Origin of the sequence: 'Catharanthus roseus' aster yellows phytoplasma (genome assembly GCF_004214875.1) — a bacterium.
GTDB classification, from domain to species: Bacteria; Bacillota_I; Bacilli_A; order Acholeplasmatales; family Acholeplasmataceae; genus Phytoplasma; species Phytoplasma asteris.
In genome coordinates this window covers 440,579-464,054 of record NZ_CP035949.1, presented here as the reverse complement: position 1 = coordinate 464,054, position 23,476 = coordinate 440,579, and the positions used below count along the sequence as shown (strand labels likewise).

Annotated in this window: 17 protein-coding genes; 13 read left to right on the top strand and 4 right to left on the bottom strand. The window is 28.8% G+C overall.

Features of this window, described 5'->3' with window-relative positions:
- Positions 1–8 precede the first annotated feature (8 nt).
- The 13 genes from gap to EXT02_RS02125 all read left to right on the top strand — a co-directional run bounded on the left by gap (position 9) and on the right by EXT02_RS02125 (position 18,149).
- Positions 9–1,016 carry a type I glyceraldehyde-3-phosphate dehydrogenase gene (gene gap / locus EXT02_RS02185; RefSeq protein WP_130427828.1) on the top strand — a complete coding sequence of 336 codons (1,008 nt, stop codon included), beginning with the start codon at positions 9–11 and terminating at the stop codon, positions 1,014–1,016.
- Positions 1,017–1,389: 373 nt separating this feature from the next.
- Positions 1,390–2,070: a hypothetical protein gene (locus EXT02_RS02180; protein ID WP_130427826.1), complete on the top strand. Its 681-nt coding sequence runs from the start codon at positions 1,390–1,392 to the stop codon at positions 2,068–2,070.
- 100 nt (positions 2,071–2,170) lie between these two features.
- A complete protein-coding gene (locus EXT02_RS02175) occupies positions 2,171–2,818 on the top strand; it encodes a hypothetical protein (protein ID WP_130427824.1) in 648 nt (215 codons plus the stop codon).
- 142 nt (positions 2,819–2,960) lie between these two features.
- Complete coding sequence (locus tag EXT02_RS02170) at positions 2,961–4,649, top strand: M3 family oligoendopeptidase (RefSeq protein ID WP_130427822.1); 1,689 nt, start codon at positions 2,961–2,963, stop codon at positions 4,647–4,649.
- 199 nt (positions 4,650–4,848) lie between these two features.
- A complete protein-coding gene (locus EXT02_RS02165) occupies positions 4,849–5,664 on the top strand; it encodes an ATP-binding cassette domain-containing protein (protein ID WP_130427820.1) in 816 nt (271 codons plus the stop codon).
- Positions 5,640–6,500, top strand: a complete 861-nt coding sequence (locus tag EXT02_RS02160; protein ID WP_130427818.1) for an ATP-binding cassette domain-containing protein — start codon at positions 5,640–5,642, stop codon at positions 6,498–6,500. Before EXT02_RS02165 ends, EXT02_RS02160 begins: the two co-directional genes overlap by 25 nt.
- A gap of 12 nt (positions 6,501–6,512) precedes the next feature.
- Positions 6,513–7,559, top strand: coding sequence for an energy-coupling factor transporter transmembrane component T (locus tag EXT02_RS02155; protein ID WP_240682797.1), 1,047 nt, complete (start codon positions 6,513–6,515; stop codon positions 7,557–7,559).
- Between the two features lie 93 nt (positions 7,560–7,652).
- On the top strand, positions 7,653–8,903 hold the full coding sequence (glyA, locus tag EXT02_RS02150; RefSeq protein ID WP_130427814.1) for a serine hydroxymethyltransferase: 1,251 nt from the start codon (positions 7,653–7,655) through the stop codon (positions 8,901–8,903).
- Between the two features lie 478 nt (positions 8,904–9,381).
- Positions 9,382–10,302 (top strand): ribosome small subunit-dependent GTPase A, encoded by a 921-nt coding sequence (gene rsgA, locus EXT02_RS02145; RefSeq protein ID WP_130427812.1) that lies wholly within the window; start codon positions 9,382–9,384, stop codon positions 10,300–10,302.
- A 193-nt stretch (positions 10,303–10,495) separates the two neighbouring features.
- Positions 10,496–11,587 carry a redox-regulated ATPase YchF gene (gene ychF, locus EXT02_RS02140; RefSeq protein WP_130427810.1) on the top strand — a complete coding sequence of 364 codons (1,092 nt, stop codon included), beginning with the start codon at positions 10,496–10,498 and terminating at the stop codon, positions 11,585–11,587.
- Positions 11,588–11,700: 113 nt separating this feature from the next.
- Entirely contained in the window at positions 11,701–14,403 is a 2,703-nt protein-coding gene (ileS, locus tag EXT02_RS02135) for an isoleucine--tRNA ligase (RefSeq protein WP_130427808.1), read from the top strand.
- 16 nt (positions 14,404–14,419) lie between these two features.
- Positions 14,420–15,238 carry a YitT family protein gene (locus EXT02_RS02130; RefSeq protein WP_130427806.1) on the top strand — a complete coding sequence of 273 codons (819 nt, stop codon included), beginning with the start codon at positions 14,420–14,422 and terminating at the stop codon, positions 15,236–15,238.
- A gap of 154 nt (positions 15,239–15,392) precedes the next feature.
- Positions 15,393–18,149: a cation-translocating P-type ATPase gene (locus EXT02_RS02125; protein WP_130427804.1), complete on the top strand. Its 2,757-nt coding sequence runs from the start codon at positions 15,393–15,395 to the stop codon at positions 18,147–18,149.
- A gap of 55 nt (positions 18,150–18,204) precedes the next feature.
- On the opposite strand, the gene EXT02_RS02120 is transcribed toward EXT02_RS02125, so the two are convergent.
- The 4 genes from EXT02_RS02120 to EXT02_RS02105 form a co-directional block, all read right to left on the bottom strand.
- Positions 18,205–19,701 (bottom strand): carboxypeptidase M32, encoded by a 1,497-nt coding sequence (locus tag EXT02_RS02120; RefSeq protein ID WP_130427802.1) that lies wholly within the window; start codon positions 19,699–19,701, stop codon positions 18,205–18,207.
- Between the two features lie 212 nt (positions 19,702–19,913).
- Positions 19,914–20,780, bottom strand: a complete 867-nt coding sequence (locus tag EXT02_RS02115) for an ABC transporter permease (protein WP_130427800.1) — start codon at positions 20,778–20,780, stop codon at positions 19,914–19,916.
- 28 nt (positions 20,781–20,808) lie between these two features.
- The gene (locus EXT02_RS02110) at positions 20,809–21,735 is read right to left on the bottom strand and encodes an ABC transporter permease (RefSeq protein ID WP_130427798.1); all 927 of its coding nucleotides are present in this window, start codon (positions 21,733–21,735) and stop codon (positions 20,809–20,811) included.
- A gap of 182 nt (positions 21,736–21,917) precedes the next feature.
- Positions 21,918–23,465, bottom strand: coding sequence for an ABC transporter substrate-binding protein (locus tag EXT02_RS02105; protein ID WP_130427796.1), 1,548 nt, complete (start codon positions 23,463–23,465; stop codon positions 21,918–21,920).
- Positions 23,466–23,476 lie beyond the last annotated feature (11 nt).

Genomic DNA, 23,476 nt, shown 5'->3' with positions numbered 1-23,476 from the left:
AATTAATTATGAAAGTTAAAGTAGCAATTAATGGTTTTGGGCGTATCGGTAAATTAGCCTTTCGTCTTGTTTTTGGAAATCCTAAATTTGAAGTAGTAGCTATCAATGATTTAGCAACTTTAGAAACTATTTCTTATTTATTAAAATACGACAGCATTCAAAAATCTTACAAATTAGACTCTGTTAGTTTTGAAGACAACCATTTAGTAGTTGAAGGACAAAAAATTCCTATTTTTCAAGAAAAAAATCCTCAAGATTTACCTTGGAAAAAACTAGGAGTAGATATTGTTTTAGAATGTACAGGTTTTTTTACTAACAAAGAAAAAGCAGCTCTTCATTTAGAAGCTGGAGCTAAAAAAGTGTTAATTAGTGCTCCTGCTACTGGGGATGTAAAAACAGTTGTTTACAATGTTAATGACCAAATACTTACTAAAGAAGATGCTATTGTAAGTGGGGCTTCTTGCACTACTAACTGTTTGGCGCCCGTTGTTAAAGTCTTAAATGACAACTTCGGCATCAACCAAGCTTTTATGACTACCGTTCATAGTTACACCAGTGACCAAAGTTTAATTGATCAAAACCATCCCAAAGGCATTTGGACACGTCGCGGTAGAGCTGCAGCCTTTAATATGGTGCCAAGTTCTACTGGAGCTGCCAAAGCTATTAGTTTAGTTATTCCTGAATTAAAAGGAAAACTGGATGGTACAGCAATTAGAGTTCCTACAATTACAGGCTCTTTAGTTGACCTTACCGCAGAACTGACTCAAGAAGCTACTCCAGAAGCCATCAATGAAGCTTTCAAAAAAGCTGCTAATGAAACCCTAGCCTACGTTACAGATCCTATTGTTTCCTCAGATGTTATTGGAACAAGTTATGGTTCTTTATATGATTCTCACACTTTGCAAGTCCTCAAAGAAAAACCTAAATTTATTAAATTAATGTCTTGGTATGACAATGAAATGAGTTATGTTAGTCAATTAGTAAGATTGCTTCACAAAGTAGCAACTTTAGTTTAATCCTTTTTTAATCTATCTTTATTACAAATAAAACCCCTTAGACCATTTTTTGAAAGTGGTCTATTTTCTTTTTTCTCTCCTTTGCAACCCTTCAAAAATATTGTTATCACCTTATTATTAATTAAATTTATTATCAATATCTTTTATTAATGATTTTCTATTGGCGATCATCCCACTATTTTTTCTCCACTTTTTCCCCTTAGTTTATATTTTTATTTGCAAAATTATATTATTATAAAATATTATCAAAACCAATAATTATTCCCTTGCTAAAAATACCCCCCTTCACCTTTATTTTATTTTTTTACCCCAATTATTACTTTGCCTGATGAAAAGTAATTTTGATATTTCTTTAGAAAGAAATTAATCTCATATGCTAAAAACCAACAACAAAGAAACAAAAGTTTTTTTCTCCCCCTTGCAAAAACACATTATTGCTTCTACTTTGTTAGGATTCACAATTGTGTTAGAATTTGCTTATGATAAGTTAGGGATTGCCAAAATGGGAGCAAATATTGGCTCTTTTATTAAAATTTCTATCCTTCCCTTAATTTTAATTGGTTTTTTATTGGGCAAAAAACATAGCTTTCTTTTTTGTACTTTTTATGCCTTATTTCATCTATTTAAAGCTATTTTTTTAAGTGAATCCACCAATATTTTAGCTTATATGCAAGCCCAACAAATGCGCTCCTTACAACAAATTGCAGTTTTACTTTTGGATTATTTTTTAGTTGATTTATCTTATAGTCTTTCTTTTGTTTTTTATACCCCTAATTTAAAATATTTTGATAATTATAAAAGCATTTTACTTAATTTATTAATAGTTTCTACCTCTGTTTTTGCTTTTAAATGTTTGGCTTCTTATTTTATTTGGTTGCCCCTTATTGCAAATAAACAAAATTATTTCCCCTTTTTAGCTCCCCTAATCAACTACCCTATTATTTGGTGTTTTTGTTATAATTTAATCCCCGTTTTTGCTACTTTTATCTTTATTTTTATTTTTTTATTTTTCTTAAATCCTAGAATTAAAACTTACCTTAACTATTATAGATAATTTTTGCCCCCCTCCTCTTTTTTCCTCAATGTTGTCAAAGAACATTTTATTAATTCAATATAAATAATAAAATTACATACACAAAGAAAAGAGAAAAACTATGAATAATAATTTTAATCGCAATCAAAAACTTTTAAGACAAATTATCCTAACTTCTTTTTTAACTTCCTTATCTATTGTTTTATCTAAAATACTACAAATTATATTCCCAGATAAAACAACATCTTTTCCAGGGTTTCATTTTATTAATATAGATGTAAATATTCTTGTCTATGTGCGTTTTTTACCTTTAATTGTAATGTCTTTTTATGTTCCTTGGCATCTTTCTTGCCTGGGTGCTTGTTTGGCTGAAACAATTGGATATTTTGTAGGATATGGTTATGAATTTGGTTATCAGTTTGAACTGATTGCTAATTTAGCTTGTGTTTTATCGTTTGGATTATTACCTGGTTTGTTGTTAAGACCCCAAGATAATTTTTTAAAAATGTATTTCGTTGTTGTCCTGTTATCAGCTTTATATCAAACATTATATTGGTATGTAATGTTAAAATGGTGGTGGACAGCCGAAATAAATATTTTTTCCCAAGATATTACCATCCAACAAATTGCAACAACTATGGTAAATAAAGGGCTCTTTATTGCTTTGCCCCTTGTCTTTGTGACTTCCTTTTTTGTAGTTATCCTTTTAAAAGAGCTGTTTAAAAGATTGCAATTTTTAGCAGATACTTACGAATTTTATAAGAAATAATCAAATTTATTAGTTTATAATTAAAATGTAGTTATTCGACAATAAAATATTTTTTCAAACTAACATAAATAAAATTAAACTTGCCACACCGTTGATATTTAGATATTTTTCATAAAAATTAAAAAGATAGGATTAAACCAAATTGAAATTTCAAGATTTTGAATATCAAAGAGTGGATATTGCTCAAACCAAACAAACTATTTTGCCTATGATAGAGGCTTTTTTGGATGCTTCCTTACCAGAACAAATTAAAATTATTAACCGTCTTAATTCATTAATGGATGAAATTAATTCCATGTTTACTTTGGCAGAAATTAGGCATAGCCTAGATGTAAAAGATACTTTTTATCAACAAGAAAAACATTTTTGTGACCAAAATGCCCCTTTGCTAACCGAATTACAACATCAATTTAGCCAAACTATGGTAAAAAGTAAACATTATGACGCCTTAGTACAAGAATTTGGGCCCCTGTTATTTGATAAAACCAAACTATTTTTAAAAACATTTGACCCTAAAATTATTCCTTATTTACAAGAAGAAAATACTTTAACAACCAAATATCAAAAATTAATTTCTGATCCTTCTGTTGCTTTTGAAGGCAAACTTTATAATTTAAGTCAAATGGCTACTTTTTTGGAATCGTCCCAAAGGCAAACTAGAAAAAATGCCCAATTAGCTGTTTCGCAATTTTTTTCTAAAAACGAGCAAGAATATGACCTTATTTATGACCAATTAGTCCAAACACGAACCAAGATGGCTCAAATATTGGGATATTCCAATTTCGTTGCCTTAGGTTATGATCTTTTAGGGCGCACTGATTACGATGCTAACCAAATTGCAGATTATCGCACCAACATTTTAAAATATGTTTTGCCGTTTTATACCATGAATCAAAAACGTAAATCCAAACGTTTAGGTATTGCTAAATTGGAAAGTTATGACAAAAGTTTTAATTTTTCAAGTGGCAATCCCAAACCTCAAAGAGGAGTTGATTTTCAGTTAACCCAAGCAAAAAAAATGTATCATGCAATGTCTCTCCAAACCAAATTATTTTTTGATTTTCTCTTAGAAAAAAACCTATTAGACCTAGATAGCAAACCCAACAAAACAGGCGGTGGATACTGTACTTACCTTCCTAAATATAGCGCTCCTTTTGTTTTTGCTAATTTTAATGGCACAAGTCATGATGTAGATGTTTTGACTCACGAAATAGGACACGCCTTCCAAGTTTATCAAAGTCGTCATTTAATTCCTGAGTATCGTTGGCCTACTTTTGAAGCAGCTGAAATTAGTTCTATGGGGATGGAATTTTTAGCTTATCCGTGGGTAAAAGATTTTTTTGCCCAAGATGTAGACAAATATCAATTTCTACATTTATCCCAATCCCTTAATTTCTTACTTTATGGTGCTTTAGTGGATCATTTTCAACATGAAGTTTATCAAAATCCTCAAATGACTCCTGCTCAAAGAAAAGAGTGTTGGCGTAATTTGGAAAAAAAATATTTGTTGTTAGAAACTTATGAAGGCGATCCTTTTTTAGAAAAAGGTACTTTTTGGTTCCGTCAAAGCCACATTTTTTCTACTCCTTTTTACTACATTGACTATACTTTAGCCCAAGTTTGTGCTTTAGAAATTTGGCTTTTAAGCAAGCAAGATTATTCCAATACTTGGCAAAAGTACTTAAAATTATGTCAATTAGGCGGTTCACAAACTTTTTTAAACCTTTTAAAAACTACAGGACTTACTAATCCTTTTGAACCTAATCACTTAAAAAACATTGTTTCTTTTGTAACTTGTTATTTGCAAAAAATTGATGATACTAAATTTTAATTACACCATTTTATAACAATTTTTCACTCCTTCCACAAAAACTCAATCTTATTTTATATCTTATATTACGATTTGCGATTCGTTGCAAAAGTGGTTTTGCCTTTTTCAAACTAACCTCCCCTCAAAATAAATCAACTACCTCAAAAATGCCCCATCAAAACTACCAAACAAACAAATAAAGAAAGAAAAATTTAAAGTTATGATATCTATTCAAAATTTAACTTTTTATTACGGTTGTAATCCTATTATCAAAGACCTTAATTTAACCATTCAAAATAATTCTTGGGTTTCTATTGTTGGTCATAATGGCTCGGGAAAATCTACTTTAGCCAAAATTTTAGTAGGGCTGCTTTCTTGTACCAAAGGACAAATTTTAATTGACAATATCGTTTTAAATGAAAAAAATTTGCCCCTTTTGCGACCTAAAATAGGTATGGTTTTTCAAAATCCTGATTATCAGTTTACAGGACTTACTGTAAGAGAAGATATTGCGTTTGGATTGGAAAATTATAATGTTTGTAGAGAAGAAATTATAGCCAAAGTTTGGCAATATGCCAAAATGGTAAAAATAGATGATTTATTGGACACAAACGTGAATCAACTTTCAGGGGGACAAAAACAACGTGTAGCAATTGCCTCCATTTTAGCGATGGAGCCCGAAATTATTATCTTTGATGAAGTAACTTCTTTTTTAGATCCTCAAGGCGCTTTGGAAGTGCAAAAAATTATTCAAACCATTAAAAATAAAATTTTGATTACCATTACTCATGATTTAGAGTTTGCTGCCAAAAGTGATGAAATTATTGTTCTTGATCAAGGAAAATTAATCACCCAAACCCCACCCCAAAACCTTTTTCAAGACCCTTTATTTTTGCAACAATATAAATTAAAACCTCCTTTATCATTAGAGCTTTACTATGAAATTTTAAAAGACAGCACCACTAAAAACATTAAAAATGATCAAATGTTAGAAAATTTAAAGGATATTTTATGGCAATACAATTTGAAAAAGTAAACTTTTATTATAAAAACCCCCCCTACCCCCCCAAAAAAACTAATGCCACTTTATCTGACATTAATTTCAAAATCAATTCTCAAAATGAATTTATTGCTTTAGTGGGGAAAACCGGTTCAGGCAAATCGACCTTAGTGCAATTAATGAATGCTTTGCTTACAACAAATATAGGAAAAGTAACAGTTTGTGGCACTACCATAACTTCTAAAACAAAAAAAGAACTCTTAGTGCCCTTGCGCCAAAAAGTAGGTTTAGTTTTCCAATTCCCTGAATATCAATTATTTGAAATAACTGTTTTAAAAGATGTAATGTTTGGTGCTGAAGTTTTTTTAAATAACAAACAACAAGCCCAAAAGCAAGCTTTCAAAACTTTAGAACAAATCAACATTCCTCCCGCTTTACATCAAAAATCTCCTTTTCAAATTAGTGACGGACAGCAAAGAAAAGTCGCTATTGCAGGTATTTTAGCCATGCAGCCTGATATTTTAATCCTTGATGAACCTACACGTGGTCTTGATTTGGAAAGTAGCTCTGATATTATGGATTTTTTACAAATTTTGCATCAAACATTTCACAAAACTATTATCATTATTACTCATGATATGAATTTGGTTGCCCAATATGCAAAACGTGTTTTGGTTTTGTCTCAAGGAAAATTGCTTTTTGATGGCACAAAAGAAACTTTTTTTGAACACCCCCGATTTGAGCAATTTAACTTAGATATTCCTGATACTTTTAAAATTTTAAAACATTTAAATCAAACTTTAGGAATCCCCTTTCAAGCACACTATTGTTTTAGCACCCTTGCCCAATATTTAAAAGAATTTTATTGTTAAAAGGTATTATTGATGAAAAATAATGATTTTACAAATAATAATTTATCCCACCCCTCTTTATCGCGTTGTTTTTTGTACCAACTCCATCCTTCTATCAAAATTCTTTCTTTTGTGTTGCTGTTAGTTTTTATTTTAAAACTGCCCATTAATGTTGAAAATATTGCTCCAAATCAAGTTTTTATTTTTGCAAACCCCAAACGCATCACTTTATTTTATCTTTTTTGTGTGGTAGCTTTAATGAGCCTTTGTTTCTTTTTTGGAGTAACTTGGAGTTATTTTTGGCAAAGAATTAAACATTTAAGATTTGTTTTTATTATTTCTTTGATAATAAATTTAGTTCCTTCGGAAGATACTTCTTTTAATGCTTTTATGCGAGCTCAAATTCCTATTTTAAGTTATGATACCATCCATTCTTTTTGGTTGTTTTTAATATGTATTTTATTGTATAATTTCAATAAAAAATATATTCCCTTTAAATTATCTTATTTGTTATTTTTGCTTTTGTTCTTCTTTGTTATTCCTTCGTATTTTCCTTCCAATATACAAGAAATTTTGGGTTGCAAACCTAAAAATTATATATTGCAAACGACTTCTTTTCTAAGAATTTGTTTTATTATGACAAGATTGTTTTTAATTGTGATGTTGTTTTTTTTATTCAATAAAATAACTTCTTTTATCGAAATTCAAGATGGTCTAGATATTATTTTGTCTCCTTTAAAAAAACTCAAAATTGCTACTGAAACTTTTACTTTAATGCTTTCTTTAATTTTTATGGCTAATTCTTTTTTATTGCAAGAAACCAATAAAATTTTAAAAGCTCAGACAGCAAGAGGCATGGATTTGCACAAAAAAAATATTTTTAAAAGAATTAATCATCTTTTAGCCCTGTTGGTTCCTATTTTTGTGTTGGTTTTTAAAAGGTCTTTGGTAATTTCTAATGCTATGGAAGTAAGAGGTTATGTTTTGGGAGCTCCTCGCACCAAAATGATTACTTATCATTGGAAAATGCTTGATTTTATAACCATAACTACCATTTTTGCTCTATTGTTTATCAAATAAATTCGTATTTGTAAATGCTTTTATAAAACATTTTGTTTTTCCAATAATTACATTGAATGCCCAAAAATAAAAAAAGAAAAAGGTTGTGCCCAAATGAATCAAAAGTTAGGATTAAAAGACCAAGATAAAGAAATCTTTGATCTTATTGAACAAGAAAAAATTAGACAAAAAGAAAATATCTTATTAATTGCTTCGGAAAATTTTGTTTCTCAAGCAGTTTTAGATGCCCAAGGAAGCATTTTGACTAACAAATATGCAGAAGGTTATCCTCAAGCTAGATATTATAATGGTTGTAAAAATGTAGATCAAATAGAAAAAATTGCCATTCAAAGAGCAAACAAGCTGTTTGGTGCTAAATATGCAAACGTCCAACCTCATTCAGGTTCACAAGCCAATATGGGAGTATTTCAAGCCTTATTAAAACCTGGTGACAAAATTTTAGGATTATCTTTAATGGATGGAGGACATCTTACTCACGGTCATAAATTAAGTTTTTCTGGTGGTTTTTATGAAGCTCATTTTTATAATGTCAATCCCCAAACTGAAATGCTTGATTATGATGAAATTCGTAAAGTTGCCTTAAAAGTTAAACCTAAATTAATTATTGCAGGGTATTCGGCTTATTCTAAAACTATTAATTTTAAAAAGTTTCGTCAAATTGCTGATGAAGTTAATGCCTATTTAATGGCAGATATTGCCCATATTGCAGGTTTAGTTGCTTGTGGGCTTCATCCTTGTCCCTTTGAAGCTAACGCCGATGTTGTTACTTCTACTATGCACAAAACGCTGAGAGGACCGCGTGGAGGTTTGATTTTAACCAATAAAGAAGAAGTATTTAAAAAAATAAATCGTGGTATTTTTCCAGGTATTCAAGGAGGACCTTGTATTCATACTATTGCAGCTAAAGCTGTTGCTTTTCAAGAAGCGATGATGCCTTCCTTTAAAGAATATCAAAAGCAAGTTATCAAAAATGCAAACACTTTTGCTAAAGCCTTCCAACAAAAAGGTTATCGCATTGTAAGTGGAGGCACTGATAATCATTTATTTTTAATTGATGTTAAACATAAAAATTCTGAGTTTACAGGATCCAAAATTGCAAACATGTTAGAAAAAATAAATATTGTTGTCAACAAAAATACCATTCCTTTTGATCAAGAAAAACCTTTTGTGACAAGCGGTATTAGAATTGGAACACCTGCTATGACAACAGTAGGTTTTAGAGAAAATGATTTTATTTTAGTTGCAGATTTGATGGACAAAGCTATCAATCACTTGGACGACGAATCTTATTTAGCCCAAATTAAACAACAAGTTTTGGCTTTATTAAGTAAATTTAATAAGTAAAAAACAACATCCCTATTTTCAAACATAAAAATAATTATTTTGTAATTCTACATTTTTTCTTGCCTAATGCCATTAACAAAATATTAATAAAACATTAACAAAAGACTCCTTTTTATTAAGGGGTCCTTCCTTTTTTATGTAACAATTTTTGCCACCCCCCAAAACTTTTTTATTTTGCAACAAACATCCCATTTGTCAAAGTCACACCCATAAAAACATTAGCAAATAAACTCTGCTTTTGCTTATTTAAACCCAATTTATCTTTATATGTAATTATTGTTTTTTTATATGTTATAATAAAAATAATTAATGGTTTTTTTAATTAATTATAAAAAAGTTACTCAAATTAGAATAAATTAGTATCTAGCATTTTTTATCGCACACACACAGACAATTTAAAAATTTTTAAAAAGTAATTTAGACAAAATAAGAAAAAAATAATTAAAAAAGATTTCAAAATATAAAAAGGAGTTATTATTTGGAAAAAGCTTTAGTATTAAGATTTTTGGCTGGAGTTTATTATATTAAAGATTTAGAAACTCAAATTATTTTGGAAGCTAAAAAAAGAGGCAAATTAAAAAACCCTGATATCAAAACTACCCAAAAAGAAAATAGTTCTGCCTCTGACTTTATTATTAAAGTAGGCGATATTGTGTTTTATGAACTTTCTTGTGATACTTATTTAATTCAATCTATTTTGCCTCGTAAAAATGAATTAAAAAGACCTAATGTTGCCAATATTGACCAGGTATTGCTAGTTTTTTCCTTAGTAAAGCCCAATTTTCAATTTCTTTTATTAGATAAGTTTTTATTAATTTTAGAACAACAAAAATTAGATGTAGTTTTGGTTTTTTCTAAAATAGATTTGTTAGAACCCGAAAACTTTACAAAAATGCAACAACAATTATCTTATTACCAAAAATTTCAACCCTTTTATTATATTAACTCCAAGCAAAAAATAGGAATAGATGCCCTTAAACACATTTTTGCTAATCAAATTACAGTTTTGGCAGGACAAACCGGAGTAGGAAAATCGACCTTACTCAAAGCCTTAATTCCAGATGCCAAACTCAAAACACAAGAAATTTCTGAAAGTCTTGGCAGAGGCAAACATACCACCAAAAACGCCCAATTATACGAGTTTAATGGTGGATTTATTGTTGATACTCCTGGTTTTTCCAAACTAGACTTAACTACTTTTTGCCCTAGGACTTTAAAGAATTTTTATCCTGATTTTGTAGAACATGTTTGTGATTGTTTTTTTGGTGAAAGTTGTCTTCATTTGCAAGAAGAAAAATGTGGCGTTAAAAAAGCCTTAGAAAACGGCAAAATACTTCCCTCTCGATATCAAAATTATGTGAGCTTTTACGAAGAAATCAAAAACCAACTCAAATATTAGTTATTTTTTATTTTTTTGCACATTTTTTATAGCATCATTTTAGAACTCAATTTAAGAATTGCTACAAGATTGCATTTTATCTATTTTTTACACAATTGTAAAATCGCATTTTACCCCCCAACCAAAAAACCACCCCCTTTTTTTACCAACTAATTATTTTTTACAAAATAAAATACCATAAGGAAACTCAAAAATGAAAGTCGGAATTATTGGTTTGCCAAATGTGGGTAAATCTACCTTATTTAATGCTTTAACTAAAATGCAAGTTTTAGAAGCTAATTATCCTTTTGCCACTATCGAACCTAATGTTGGCATTGTAGAAGTGTCAGATTCGCGTCTCCAAACTTTATCTCAAATTTTTCAATCTCAAAAAACTATTTCTGCTTTGATAGAATTCAAAGATATTGCAGGTTTAGTAGCGGGAGCTTCCAAAGGCGAAGGGCTTGGCAATCAATTTTTAAGTCATATTCGCAATGTAGATGCTATTTGTCATGTGGTTAAATGTTTTGAAGACCCCAATATTGCTCATGTGACAGAAACGAATAATCCTGTAGAAGAAATTGATATTATTCAAACAGAACTAGTTTTAGCAGATTTAGAACAAATTGAAAAACGCTTAATTAAACTGGGTAAACAAAAAAATAAACTTGACAAAGAATTATTGCAAGAAAAAGCGTTATTAACCAAAATTAAAACCCATTTAACTACCCAAGATTTAAAAAATTTGGTTTTTTCGGATGAAGAATTAAAGCTTGTCAAAACCTTTAATTTGTTGTTTTTAAAACCTTCCCTTTATTTAGCCAACATTAAAGAACATGATTTATTATCTTTGGATTCCAACGTTTTTTATCAACAAGTTTTAGCGTATGCTACTAAAGAATCCAAAAAAGTAATTCCTTTGTGTGTGCAATTAGAAAAAGAAATATCGTCTTTAGACTTTGCAGAAAAGAAACTTTTTTTAAAGGACTATGGTCTTGTAGAATCAGGGCTTACTAAATTAATTCAAGAAAGTTATGCTCTTTTAGGTCTCCAAACTTATTTTACTGCAGGACCTAAAGAAGTTCGCGCTTGGTCTTTTAAAAAAGGTCTTAAAGCTCCCGAATGTGCCCGCATTATTCACACCGATTTACAAAAAGGTTTTATTAAAGCCGAAGTTGTTTCTTACCTTGATTTATTAGAGGCCCAAACTTTTCAAAAAAGCAAAGAAAAAGGCAAAGTTCGCATTGAGGGCAAAGAATACATAGTTAAAGATGGTGATATTATTACTTTTAGATTTAATGTTTAGTTTAATATTCAAACTTTTAATTTTGAAATTCGATTTTTTCTATTTTCAACTTTAATCCCCCCAAATAACAAATTATCAATTTAACAACCTAAAAATAAGGAGATAAAAAAGATATGACAACAAATTATAAAACAACTCTTTTGATGCCAAAAACTGATTTTCCTATGAAAGGAAATTTAGGCAAAAACGAAATTAACATTCAAAAACATTGGCAAACACTTGACTTATATCAAAAAAAATTACAACAAAATCAAGACAACAACCCTTTTATTTTGCACGATGGACCTCCTTATGCTAACGGCAATATTCATATGGGACACGCCTTAAACAAAATTTTAAAAGATTTTATTGTTCGTTTTCGTAGTATGCAAGGTTTTTACACTCCTTTAATTCCTGGTTGGGATACTCATGGTTTGCCAATTGAGGCAGCAGTTCTTAAAAAAACTTCTAAAAATGCTTTTACCAGAAAGTCTTTCCTAGATAAATGTCAAGAATTTGCCTTGGAAAATGTTAATAATCAAAAACAGCAATTTCAAAGATTAGGTATTTTAGGAGATTGGCAAAATCCTTATTTAACGTTGGATAAAACTTTTGTTGCTGATCAGGTAAGAATTTTTGGACAAATGGTTGACAAAGGCTTAATTTTTAAAGCACTCAAACCCATTCATTGGTCACCTACTTTAGAATCTGCTTTAGCAGAAGCAGAATTAGAGTACCAAAATCACCAATCTCCTTCTATTTATGTTGCTTTTAGCATGAAAAAACTAGATATTTTTGACAATGTGGCTTTGTTAATTTGGACAACTACTCCTTGGACTTTGCCTGCCAATGTAGCAATTGCGGTGCATCCCGAAAAAGAATATCAATTAATTGAAGTTTTACAAAAACGCTATTTGGTAGGAACTAAAAATATTCCTTTTCTTCAAAAAGTTTTTGCTTGGAACAAAGAACACATCAAAGTTGTTGCCACTTTTGAAGGAAAAACCTTAGAACATTTAACTTACCAAAATCACCTTGTTTCCAAATTCGGAAAAATAATTTTATCACAACACGTTTTGGATGAAGAAGGAACAGGACTAGTCCACATCGCTCCAGGACACGGTTTTGACGATTTTTTAGTAGGTCAAAAATATAATTTAGATGTTGTTTGTAGTATTGATAAAAAAGGTATGATGACAGATGTTTCCAAATATCAAGGTCTATTTTACACCAAAGCCAACGAAGCTATCATCTCTGATTTAGAAAAAGACCATTCTTTGCTTAAAGCAGATGTAATTTTGCACTCCTATCCTCATGATTGGCGCACTAAAAAACCAGTTATTTCTCTTGCACTTCCTCAATGGTTTGTCTCTATTAAAAAAATTAAATCTCTTTTGCTAGAAGAAACCCAAAAAGTTAAGTGGATTCCACGTTGGGGAGAATTAAAAATGACTAATATGATTACTAATCGTGAGGATTGGAATATTAGTCGTCAAAGAACTTGGGGTGTCCCCATTCCTATTTTTTACACCGAAACCCATCAACCCATTCTGGATTTAAAATTAATTAATCATGTAGCTGATTTATTCGAACATCATGGAATGGATATTTGGTATGAATGGGATGTTAAAAAACTACTTCCTGAAAACTACACTCATCCCCAAAGTCCTAACAATTTGTTTACCAAAGAACTAGATATTATGGATGTTTGGTTTGACTCAGGAACTTCTTATAGTGTTTTTAAAAAACGTAATCAAGTTTTACAAAGTGATGTTTATTTGGAAGGCTCTGATCAATATCGTGGTTGGTTCAATTCTTCTTTAATTACTTCTGTAGCCACTCAAAATCAAGCTCCTTATAAAACTGTTATTACTCATGGTTTTGTTTTTGATGGTGAAGGCAAAAAAATGTCTAAATCTTTGGGCAATGTCATCGATCCATTAACTGTTGCTGAACAAAAAGGAGCAGATATTATTCGTTTATGGGTTGCAAACACTAATTATAATCTTGATGTGCGCATTAATCCTTCCATTTTAAAACAAGTAGAAGATCTTTATCGCAAAATTAGAAACACCTTCCGTTTTATGTTAGGTAATTTAGATAATTTTAAAAAAGATACTAATTATATTGTCTTTGAACAAAGAACTTTTATCCATCAAGCAATGATGCTAGATTTTGAAGAAGTGTTAAAAAACGTACTACATTCTTATGATACTTATAATTTTGAAGGTGTTTTAAGGCATCTATTCCCCTTCATTACTAATAAAATCAGTGCTTTTTATCTCGATTTTGCCAAAGATATTTTATACATCGAAAAAGAAGATCACAAAGAAAGAAAGATGATTCAATCAACTATCTGTGATTTGTTATTATCGCTTTTACAAGTTTTAACTCCAATTATTCCTCACACTACTTCAGAAGTTTACGGCTTTTTTCCTTTTGCTGTGGAAAAAGATATTTATTTAGAAAAAATGCCACAACTCAAAGCACGTCCAACTTCTCATCTTTTATTAGAATATCATAAATTTTTAACATTAAGAAAAAACGTTTTACAATATTTGGAAAAAGCAAGACAAAGTGGGCTTATTAATTCTTCTTTGCAAGCCCATATTACGTTATCATTAACCCAAGAAGAAATGCATGCTTTGGATGTTTTACAAATTAAAGATCAATTGCATCAACTTTTTATAGTCTCTAAAGTAACACTTCAATTAAAAGATACTTTTGATGTTAAAGTTGCCAAAGCTTCTGGGTATGCTTGTCAAAGATGTTGGAATGTAGTAATCACCAAACCCTTTACTCCTTTGTGCACGCGTTGCCAAAATATATTAAAATAAAAGAAATAGGTTTATTATGAAAAATGGTATGGAAAATATTGAAAAATTTCCTCCAATAAAGAAAAAAATTCAATATGTTCAAGAATTTAAAAAAATATTAATTTTATCCTTATCCTTAATAGTATATGTTTTAGTTTCTGTTTGGGCTTTTGATTGCACCCGAGATGGCGGATATAAAACTGATCTTTTTCCTACTGGGGTTATTGGTTTAGGCAATGTAATAGGTAAATTATTACATAAAGCAGGAAAGATTGAAACCAATAATATTATAGTTATTGCTGGTACTTTTTACTTTGTTGTTAATGTTTTCTTATTGTTTTTTATCTCTCGTCGTTATTTGGGTAAATATTTTACCATTACTACTGCATTTGCAACTGTCCTTCTTTTTGTTTCAGTGTTTTTTATTGAAAACCAAGTTAAACAAGGTTTTTTATATCATACTGAACGATTTTTTGGAATATTCAAAACTGAAAGTGATTTTTTAAGCGATCTTACCAGAGTTTTTTTTGCAGGTATTTTAATAGGTATTTTTAATGGTATTCCTTTAAGAATTGGTGCTTCTACTGGAGGACTTGATATTGTTGCTAAATATTTATCTATTTATAAGAAAAAAGATATCTCTTTTGTAGTAGAAATGTTTGGCTATACTCTTATGATTTTTGGTGCTGTGGGTGTTTTTATTATTGAATATTTTTATAAAGAAACAGGTCTAAAAGAACTTACTACACAAATATCTTTATCACTTTTTTATACTGTTTTACGTATTAAATTATCTGCCTTATTTATGGGATTGATAACTTCTGTTCCCCAAAAAGAAACGAAACTAAACTGCTAAAACAGTTTAGTTTTTTTATTTTATTTGCACGCTTCACTTATTTTTATTAGTTGTAAAACTCAATTTCATAATACATGCAAAACAAATTGAAATTTTTACTTTTTGCTTTGCACAAAATATTTTTTTGTATTTATATTAAATTAAAGGAATTTTAATGAAACATTCATTTAGTCAAAAAAACCCTGAACAATCGCAAGCATTGTTACAAACCAAAATCACAAAAGGGCTTACTTCCCAAGAAGCCTTGCAAAGACTTCAAATTAACGGTAAAAATCAAATTCAATCCCTTACCAAACCCACTTTTTGGCATCAATTCCAACAACAATTTAAAGATTTTTTAGTTATTGTCCTTCTATTAGCAGCTACAATTAATTTCGTGATTGGTATTTTACAAGGAAAAAAAGAAGAACTTTTGGAAGGCTGTTTTATTTTGATTATTGTCCTTCTTAACGCCTTTTTAAGTATTTATTACGAAACTAAAACCCAAAAAGTTTTAGCTAATGTATCAAAAAAAGCTTCCCTTAATGCCAAAGTAATAAGAGATAGCAAACCGCTTTTAATTCCTATGCAAAATTTAGTGATAGGAGATATTGTCATTTTAGAAACTGGTGATATTATTCCAGCTGATATGATACTTTTAGAAACATTTAATTTATATGTAGATGAATCTTTATTTACAGGAGAATCGCAAGCTGTTTTAAAAAGTGCTTGCGTTTGTGTCCAAAATTCAGCTCTTACTAATCAAAACATGGCTTTTATGAATACTGTTATTTTAAAAGGAAGAGCTAAAGGAGTGGTTTTTGCTTCAGGAATGCAAACTGAAATTGGAAAAATTACCCAGTTTATTTCTCAACCCCAACAAGAAAAAACACCATTAGAACAAAATATTGCCAAATTAACTAAAAAGTTAACTTTGATAATTGGTATTATTATTTTCCTTAATGGCTTGTGGACGATTTTTAAAAACATTTACAGCTCAACTTTTAGCTCTCACATTTTGAAACATACTTTTTTGGATGCCATTGCTCTTGCAGTTGCTGCTATTCCTGAAAGTTTATTAATTATTATGACTTTAATTTTGGCTTTGGGAATGAAAAAACTTGCTCTTAAAAAAGCTATTGTCAAAAATTTAAAAACCTTAGAAACTTTGGGGGCTGTTAATGTTATTTGTACTGATAAAACAGGAACTTTAACCCAAAATAACATGACTGTTAAAAAAATTATAGTTTGTAATTCTTTGGAAAAAATAAGTCCCTTTTGTGTGGAAAATATTAATGAACCCAAACCCTTTAATTTAGAAAAGTTGCTTTTATTTGGTATTTTATGTAATGATGCTTTGATTAGTGTTGCAAAAACAACCAACGATAAAACTTCAAACAACTTAGAAATTATTGCTGATCCTACTGAAAAAGCCTTTATTAATTTAGCTTTGTTTTATCAATATGATGCGTTTTTACTCCAAAAGCAATATCCTCGATTTGCAGAAATTGCCTTTGATTCCCAAAGGAAATTGATGACTACTTTTCATCATAAAGACGGATTTATTTATGCCATTACTAAAGGTGCTCCAGAAGTTTTGTTGCAAAAATGTAGTCAAGTTCAATATCAAGAACAAACCATTGCAAAAGATACTAAAATAATAAAAATATTAGAAAAACAAATTAGTCAATTAAGTGAGCAATCTTTGCGAGTTTTAGGAGTTGCTTATCGTGTATTTTCTCTTGATTTAGAGACGAATCTTAAAAACAATCCTGATATTTTTGAACAAGATCTTATTTTTTTAGGGGCAGTGGCGATGGAAGATCCCATTCGAAAAGAAGTTATGCAAGCCATTTTTAAATGCAATCAAGCACGCGTCACTCCGATTATGATTACAGGGGATCATTTAAAAACTGCTTTTGTGATTGCCAAAAAATTAAATATTTTATCCCAACCTCAAGATTTAGCCATTACAGGAGATGAATTAGCTCAAATGCCAGAGGAAGAATTTTTGGAAAAATTATTGCAAATTAAAGTTTATGCAAGAACTAATCCTCATCATAAATTAAAAATTGTGAAAGCTTGGCAAAAAAAAGGTTTTGTGGTGGCAATGACAGGAGATGGCATAAATGATTCTTTAAGCATTAAACAAGCCAATGTGGGAATTGCTATGGGAATTGCAGGTACTGATGTTTGTAAAATGGCATCAGATATGATTTTAACAGATGATAATTTTGCTACTATTACGAATGCTTTAGAAGAAGGGCGAAATATTTTTAATAATATTAAAAAAAGTTTAGTTTTTCTTTTGAGTTGTAATGTTGGTGAAATTATTTTGATTTTGCTTGGTAATTTTTTAGGAATTTTCTTTTTTGGGTGTGATTTTAAAATTTTGACTGCTTTACAAATTCTTTGGATTAATTTAGTTACTGATTCATTGCCAGCAATGGCTTTGGGAATCGAACCACAAGAAACAAATTCTATGTCGCCCAAAACTTATAATCCTAAAGGAAGTTTGCTAAATAAAAAAACTTATCAAAAAATTATTTTGGAAGGATTTTTAATTGGTCTTTTGGCTTTTGTGGCTTCTTTAATAGGATATTATAATCATGATAGTGATAAAATAAGATATGCTCAAACTTTTGCTTTTATGGTTTTGGCGTTTTCACAATTGATTCATGTATGGAATTTGCGAAGTTTTTTCACTTCTGTTTTTAAGTTAAAAATAAATTCATTTTTGATTAAAGCGTTTGCCATTAGTGTATTTTTGCAATTAATCATAATTTTTGTCCCTTTTTTAAGAGATTTATTTCAATTAATTTCTTTAACAACAAAAGATTTTGTAATCATTTTATTACTATCTTTGTTGCCTTTGTTGTTTGTAGAAATTAAAAAAAGATTTTGTCATTGTAAATGCCATAAATGTAGATGATATTAAAAAACAAAAAAGACTCTTCTTGAAAGAGTCTTTTTTTTATATTCTTAAATTAATTATTCAAATATTTATTTTCTAAATATTGTAAAAAAGTTTCAGGGTTAATTTGGGGCGTGCCTGTTGCTTTGAACACAAATTCTTGGTTGGTATAAAAAGAACCCCAGTTTCTTATTTTTTGATCTAAATATTGATTTAAAGTTTCAAATTTGCCTGTTTTAAAGCCCTCTTTAATATTAGGATTTGCTTTTTGAACGTTTTTCATTATCATGGATGCTAAAATAGCTCCATTTAAATAGCTAGGGAAATAACCAAAACTTCCTTGAGGCCAGTGAATATCTTGCAAGCATCCAAGACCTACGTTGGGTGGGGTAATTCCTAGATATTCTTTCATTTTGCAATTCCAAAAGTGAGGTAAATCATCCAAAGACAACTGATCAGAAATTAATAATTCTTCAATTTCAAAACGCAAAATAACATGGAAAGGATAAGTTACTTCATCAGCATAAATGCGAACAAAATCAGGTTTTACTTGGTTGGCTTGTTTAAATAAATTTTGTGGAGTTAATGAAGGATTGTAAAAATTTAATTCTGTTTTTAAAATATCTACTAAGTAAGTTAAAAATTCTTGAGATTTAGCAACTTGTTTTTCCATTAATAAAGATTGGCTTTCATCAAAAGAAAAGCTTCGTGGAGTGCCTACTGGTTGATTTTTGTATTGTTGGGGTAAATTTTGGGCGTATAAACCGTGTCCTACTTCGTGTATAGTGGCTAAAAAACTATCTAAAAAATTGTTTGTATTATAATTGGAAGTAAGGCGAACATCATAAGGAGTGCCTCCACAAAAAGGGTGGATGGATTCATCTAGGCGACCATAATTGCAATCAAATCCTATTTTTGGCATAATGATTTGATTTAATTTTTTTTGGTTTTCTAAAGTCATTGCAATATCTTTGTAAAGGTATTTTTCTTGTTCTTGTTTTTGCAAAATAGTTTTCATTAAAGGTGGTAATTTTTCTTTGATGAAGTTAAATATTTGTTTGATTTTGGTAGCAGTCATTCCAGGGTCATATTGATCGATTAGAGCATCATACAAAGATATGCCTAATTTTTGGGATCTGAGATTTGCTACTTCTTTGGTGTAATTGAGTACTTTTTGAAAATAAGGTTTGAAGCTGTTATAATCGTTATTTTTTTTGGCTTGTCTCCACATTATCTCTGATTTGGTAGTTGCTAAAATTAAATTATTTTGTAGTTCTTCAGGGATTATTTCTTCGGATTGCATTTTGGATGTTATTTCTCGTAGATTAGCTTGTTGCCAAGAATTGAGAGTTTCTTGTTCTTGTTGTGCTTGTAAAAGCAAATTTTTGGTTTCTTGTGAAGTTAATAGTTTTTTTATAATTTGGGTTAAATCGATGATTTCTAAAGTGCGGCTTTCTTGGGAGCCCTTTTTAATGTTGCAAGCCATATCCCAGTTTAATATATTGATAATATTTTCTAAACGACCAATTTTTTCAAATCTTTGTTCTAATTTTTGATAATTAATTGACATATAAGGATTCCTTAGTTATTTATATTATTTGTAAATAAATGTTTTTTGCGATGGGTTCATGAGAGGTTAATTTTTGAAAAAAGATTTGTTTTTTTTATTAAAGTTGAAAAAAATAGTTTGATTTAAGTATAAATCAAACTTTAATTTTTAATAAATTATTATTTTGTTTATTGCGATTTTAATGGTGTGTAAGTTTGCAAATATTTTATTTTCTAATTTGCATCTTTTGGATTAAAAATTTGGATCAAACCTTTACCTATTAAATTAAAAGATAAACTAGTTAATAAAATAATGATAAAAGGTCCAAAAAATAAATGAGGATAGAATCTAATATCACTTCTACTAGCATTTAAAATATTGCCCCATTCAGGAATTGTAGGATCGAGATCTAATCCAACAAAACTTAACCCCGATATTGTTAAAATAACTGTTGCCATACCTATTGTTATTCTTGTGATAATAATAGACCATAGATGAGGCAAAACATGTTTGAAAATTATACAAAATTCATTTGATCCTAAAGCTTTAGAAGCTTTGATAAAACCTTTTTGCCTAATTTTCATGGTATTTGCTCTTATGATTCGAATAAAAGTAGGAGCATTAGAAATACTTAGAGCAATTATTAATGATAATTTTTTATTGTCTTTCAAAAAAAACATAATTAAAATAGCTAAAATAACATCGGGAAAAACTACTAAAATATCACATATAAAATTAATGATATTATCAAAAATATTTTTGAAATAACCTGAAATAATTCCTAATAACGTTCCTATTATACTAGCCATCATAATAGAACAAAAACCTATAGTTAAAGATTTTTTAGTTCCTTCTAACATTCTATTAAATAAATCATGTCCAGTAGAATCTGTTCCCATGAGATGTTTTAAACTAATGCTTTGTAAACGTTTATAATGAGATGATGCATCAGGATTTTTATATAAAGGAGTAAAAGGAATTAAATAAACAGCTAAAAATAAAATAGTTAAAAATAAAGAACCAAATAAAATATTTTTATTTTTTGCCCAATATTTTAATTTTTTTTGGAAAAAAAGAAATGGTTTAAAGTTTTTTTTCATAATAAATGATTGTATCCTTTTTGCATATTTATCCCTTTTGTTTAATTTTGGGATCTAACCAAGCATACACTAAGTCTAGAAATAAATTCCAAATAGCTATAAATAAAGCGAGTAAAATAATACAACATTGAATAACAGGATAATTTCTATTATCAAATGCATTTTTTATTAAAAAACCTACCCCTTTTATTTCGAAAATATTTTCTGTAATAATAGAACCACCGATTAAAAAACTTAGAAGTAAACCGATGTGTGCTACAACAGGAATTAAAGCATTTTTTAAAGCGTGCTTAAAAATAATATTTTTTTTAGACAATCCTTTAGAATAGGCCGTTTTGATATATGGTTGTGACAAACATTCTTCCATGCTTGTTTTAGTAGTTTTAAAAACAGAACCCGATATTAATAAAGAAAGAGTTAAAATAGGCAAAACCACATGTTTAGGAGTATCAAAATCAGCTACTGGGAATAATCTTAAATAATGACCTAATGTAAGTTGCAATAAGATGCCAATGATAAAACTAGGAGAAGAAATGATGATAATAGAATAAAAATCTAGTATAAAGCTTTTTTTGGACCCTTCATAAAAAGCGGATAATGCTCCTAAAAAAATCCCTAATAAAGAACCAAAAAAACAACTTAAAAAAGCCAATTTAAAGGTATTAGTAAAAGCTTTTGTAAAAAGGTTGAAAACTGGCTCTTTTGTGCCATAATAAGATTTTCCAAAATCTCCTATAAAAATATTTTTGAAATAATTTATAAATTGAGTTTTTAAAGGTTTATCTAATCCTAATTCTTTTTCCTTTAATTTTCTTAGTTCAGGAGTAAGTCCTTTTTCAAACATAGCATCAACAGGATCACCTGGTATCATTTTCATAGTAAAAAAACTGATAAATATGACTGTTATAAATAATGTTATAGTGTATAAACTTTTTTTAAAAATATATTTTATCAACGAAATTTACCTCAAAAATTTAGAATATTTCATTTATGAATTTTTATTGGGTGATTTAAATAATATAAAAAATTATAGGTTAATTTTAATTGATGTATTAAAAAACATATTTGTTTTCTATAACGAAATTAACCATTTTTTTAATATTAAATTTTTTTTATAAATGTATTAATCAAAACCCATTATTTTTTTATGATTTTTGTAAAATCAAAATGTGAGAAAAGATCTGATTTAAAGCCTTGTTTGATATTTTTGGAAGTAATTACATAATTAGGATAACTATATAAAGGAATAACATAAATTTTTTTATGTATATATTGGCTTATTTCTTTTAATAAATTAGTATATTTTTCTTCACTTGTTTCTTTTTCAACTTGTAATAATTTATTTTCTATATCGCTTTTATCATCATTATCAATATGACAAAAATTATTGGGATTGTTGTTAGTTAAAAAATAATCACGTAAAACTTTATGCCCCCATTTTGATTCATAGTTTTCACCTAAAAAAATCATATTGTAAGAAGAGTTATCTTTTTTGGCTTCTGTTAATAAAGTTTTAAAATCCATAGGAGCAAATTCTATTATAAAACCAACTTTTCTTAGTTGTTCTATTATTTTATGTTCAAAAAGATACTCAGATTTTGTACTGCATCCTATTTTAAGTTTTTTAGCAGTTTTATCTAGTTTTTGGACATATTTTTTAGCTTGTAAAAAGTTTGTTGGATAAGCATCTAATTCGTTATCGAATCCTTTCAAGTTTTCTGGCAAAAAAGTTTTTAATTTTTGAGCAGGGATTTCCAAATCAGATATTATTTTTTCAATATCTAACGACCAAGAAATAGCTTCTCTTGTTTCTAGAGAGGTTTTAGCTTTATTAATGTATAAATATCTAGCTGAAACATCTTTATTTTCAACTACTTCAACACTATGGCTTAATTTATCTTTTATAATTTGAATTTTATGAGATGGATAATCCAGACAAGCGTCTAAAGAACCATTTTCTACTTGTTGTAAATTAGTATCATTATTTTTATTAATTTTGAAAATGATTGTTTTAGGACTGTATTTAATTGTGTCTTTATTGTAATAATTATTAAATTTTTCCATTTTGATTTCATCATTTGATTTATATTCAACCAATTTATAAGGTCCAGTGCCAATTTGTAATCCTTTTTCTTCGTTTTCTTCTACAGCTTTTTTATTTAGGATTCTGATAAAATTACAAAAAGTAAAGTGCCAATAAGGTGTTTTTTCTTTTAATTCGATTTCAAATTCTATGTTGTTTATTCTTTTGATTGCTTTGATTTCTTCAAACTGAGGATGTTTATTTTTGTGTCCTCTTTCGATTGTAAATATAACATCATCAGTTGTTATATTTTCGCCATTGTGAAATAAAATATCATCTCTAAGTTTAAACTTTAATAAAGTTTTGTCTTGGTTTTGATTTGCATCACTTTCAACTAATTTAGCTAATTTACTTATGATTTTACCTTCTTTTTCTTCTAATAAAGTGTCATGAACTAAACGTAAATATCTATTAGAATAAGTAGAAAAAGTGTTTTCTGGAGAAGTAATATCAAATCCTTGGATATCTGATATAACAGCTATTTTAATTGTGTCCTTATCGTCTTCATGTTTTTTGCTTGGGAATAACTGCCACCACAAAATGATTAAAATTATAACTGTTAAAGCTCCAACACTTATATATATATTTTTATTTTTTTTCATTCATTTTGCTT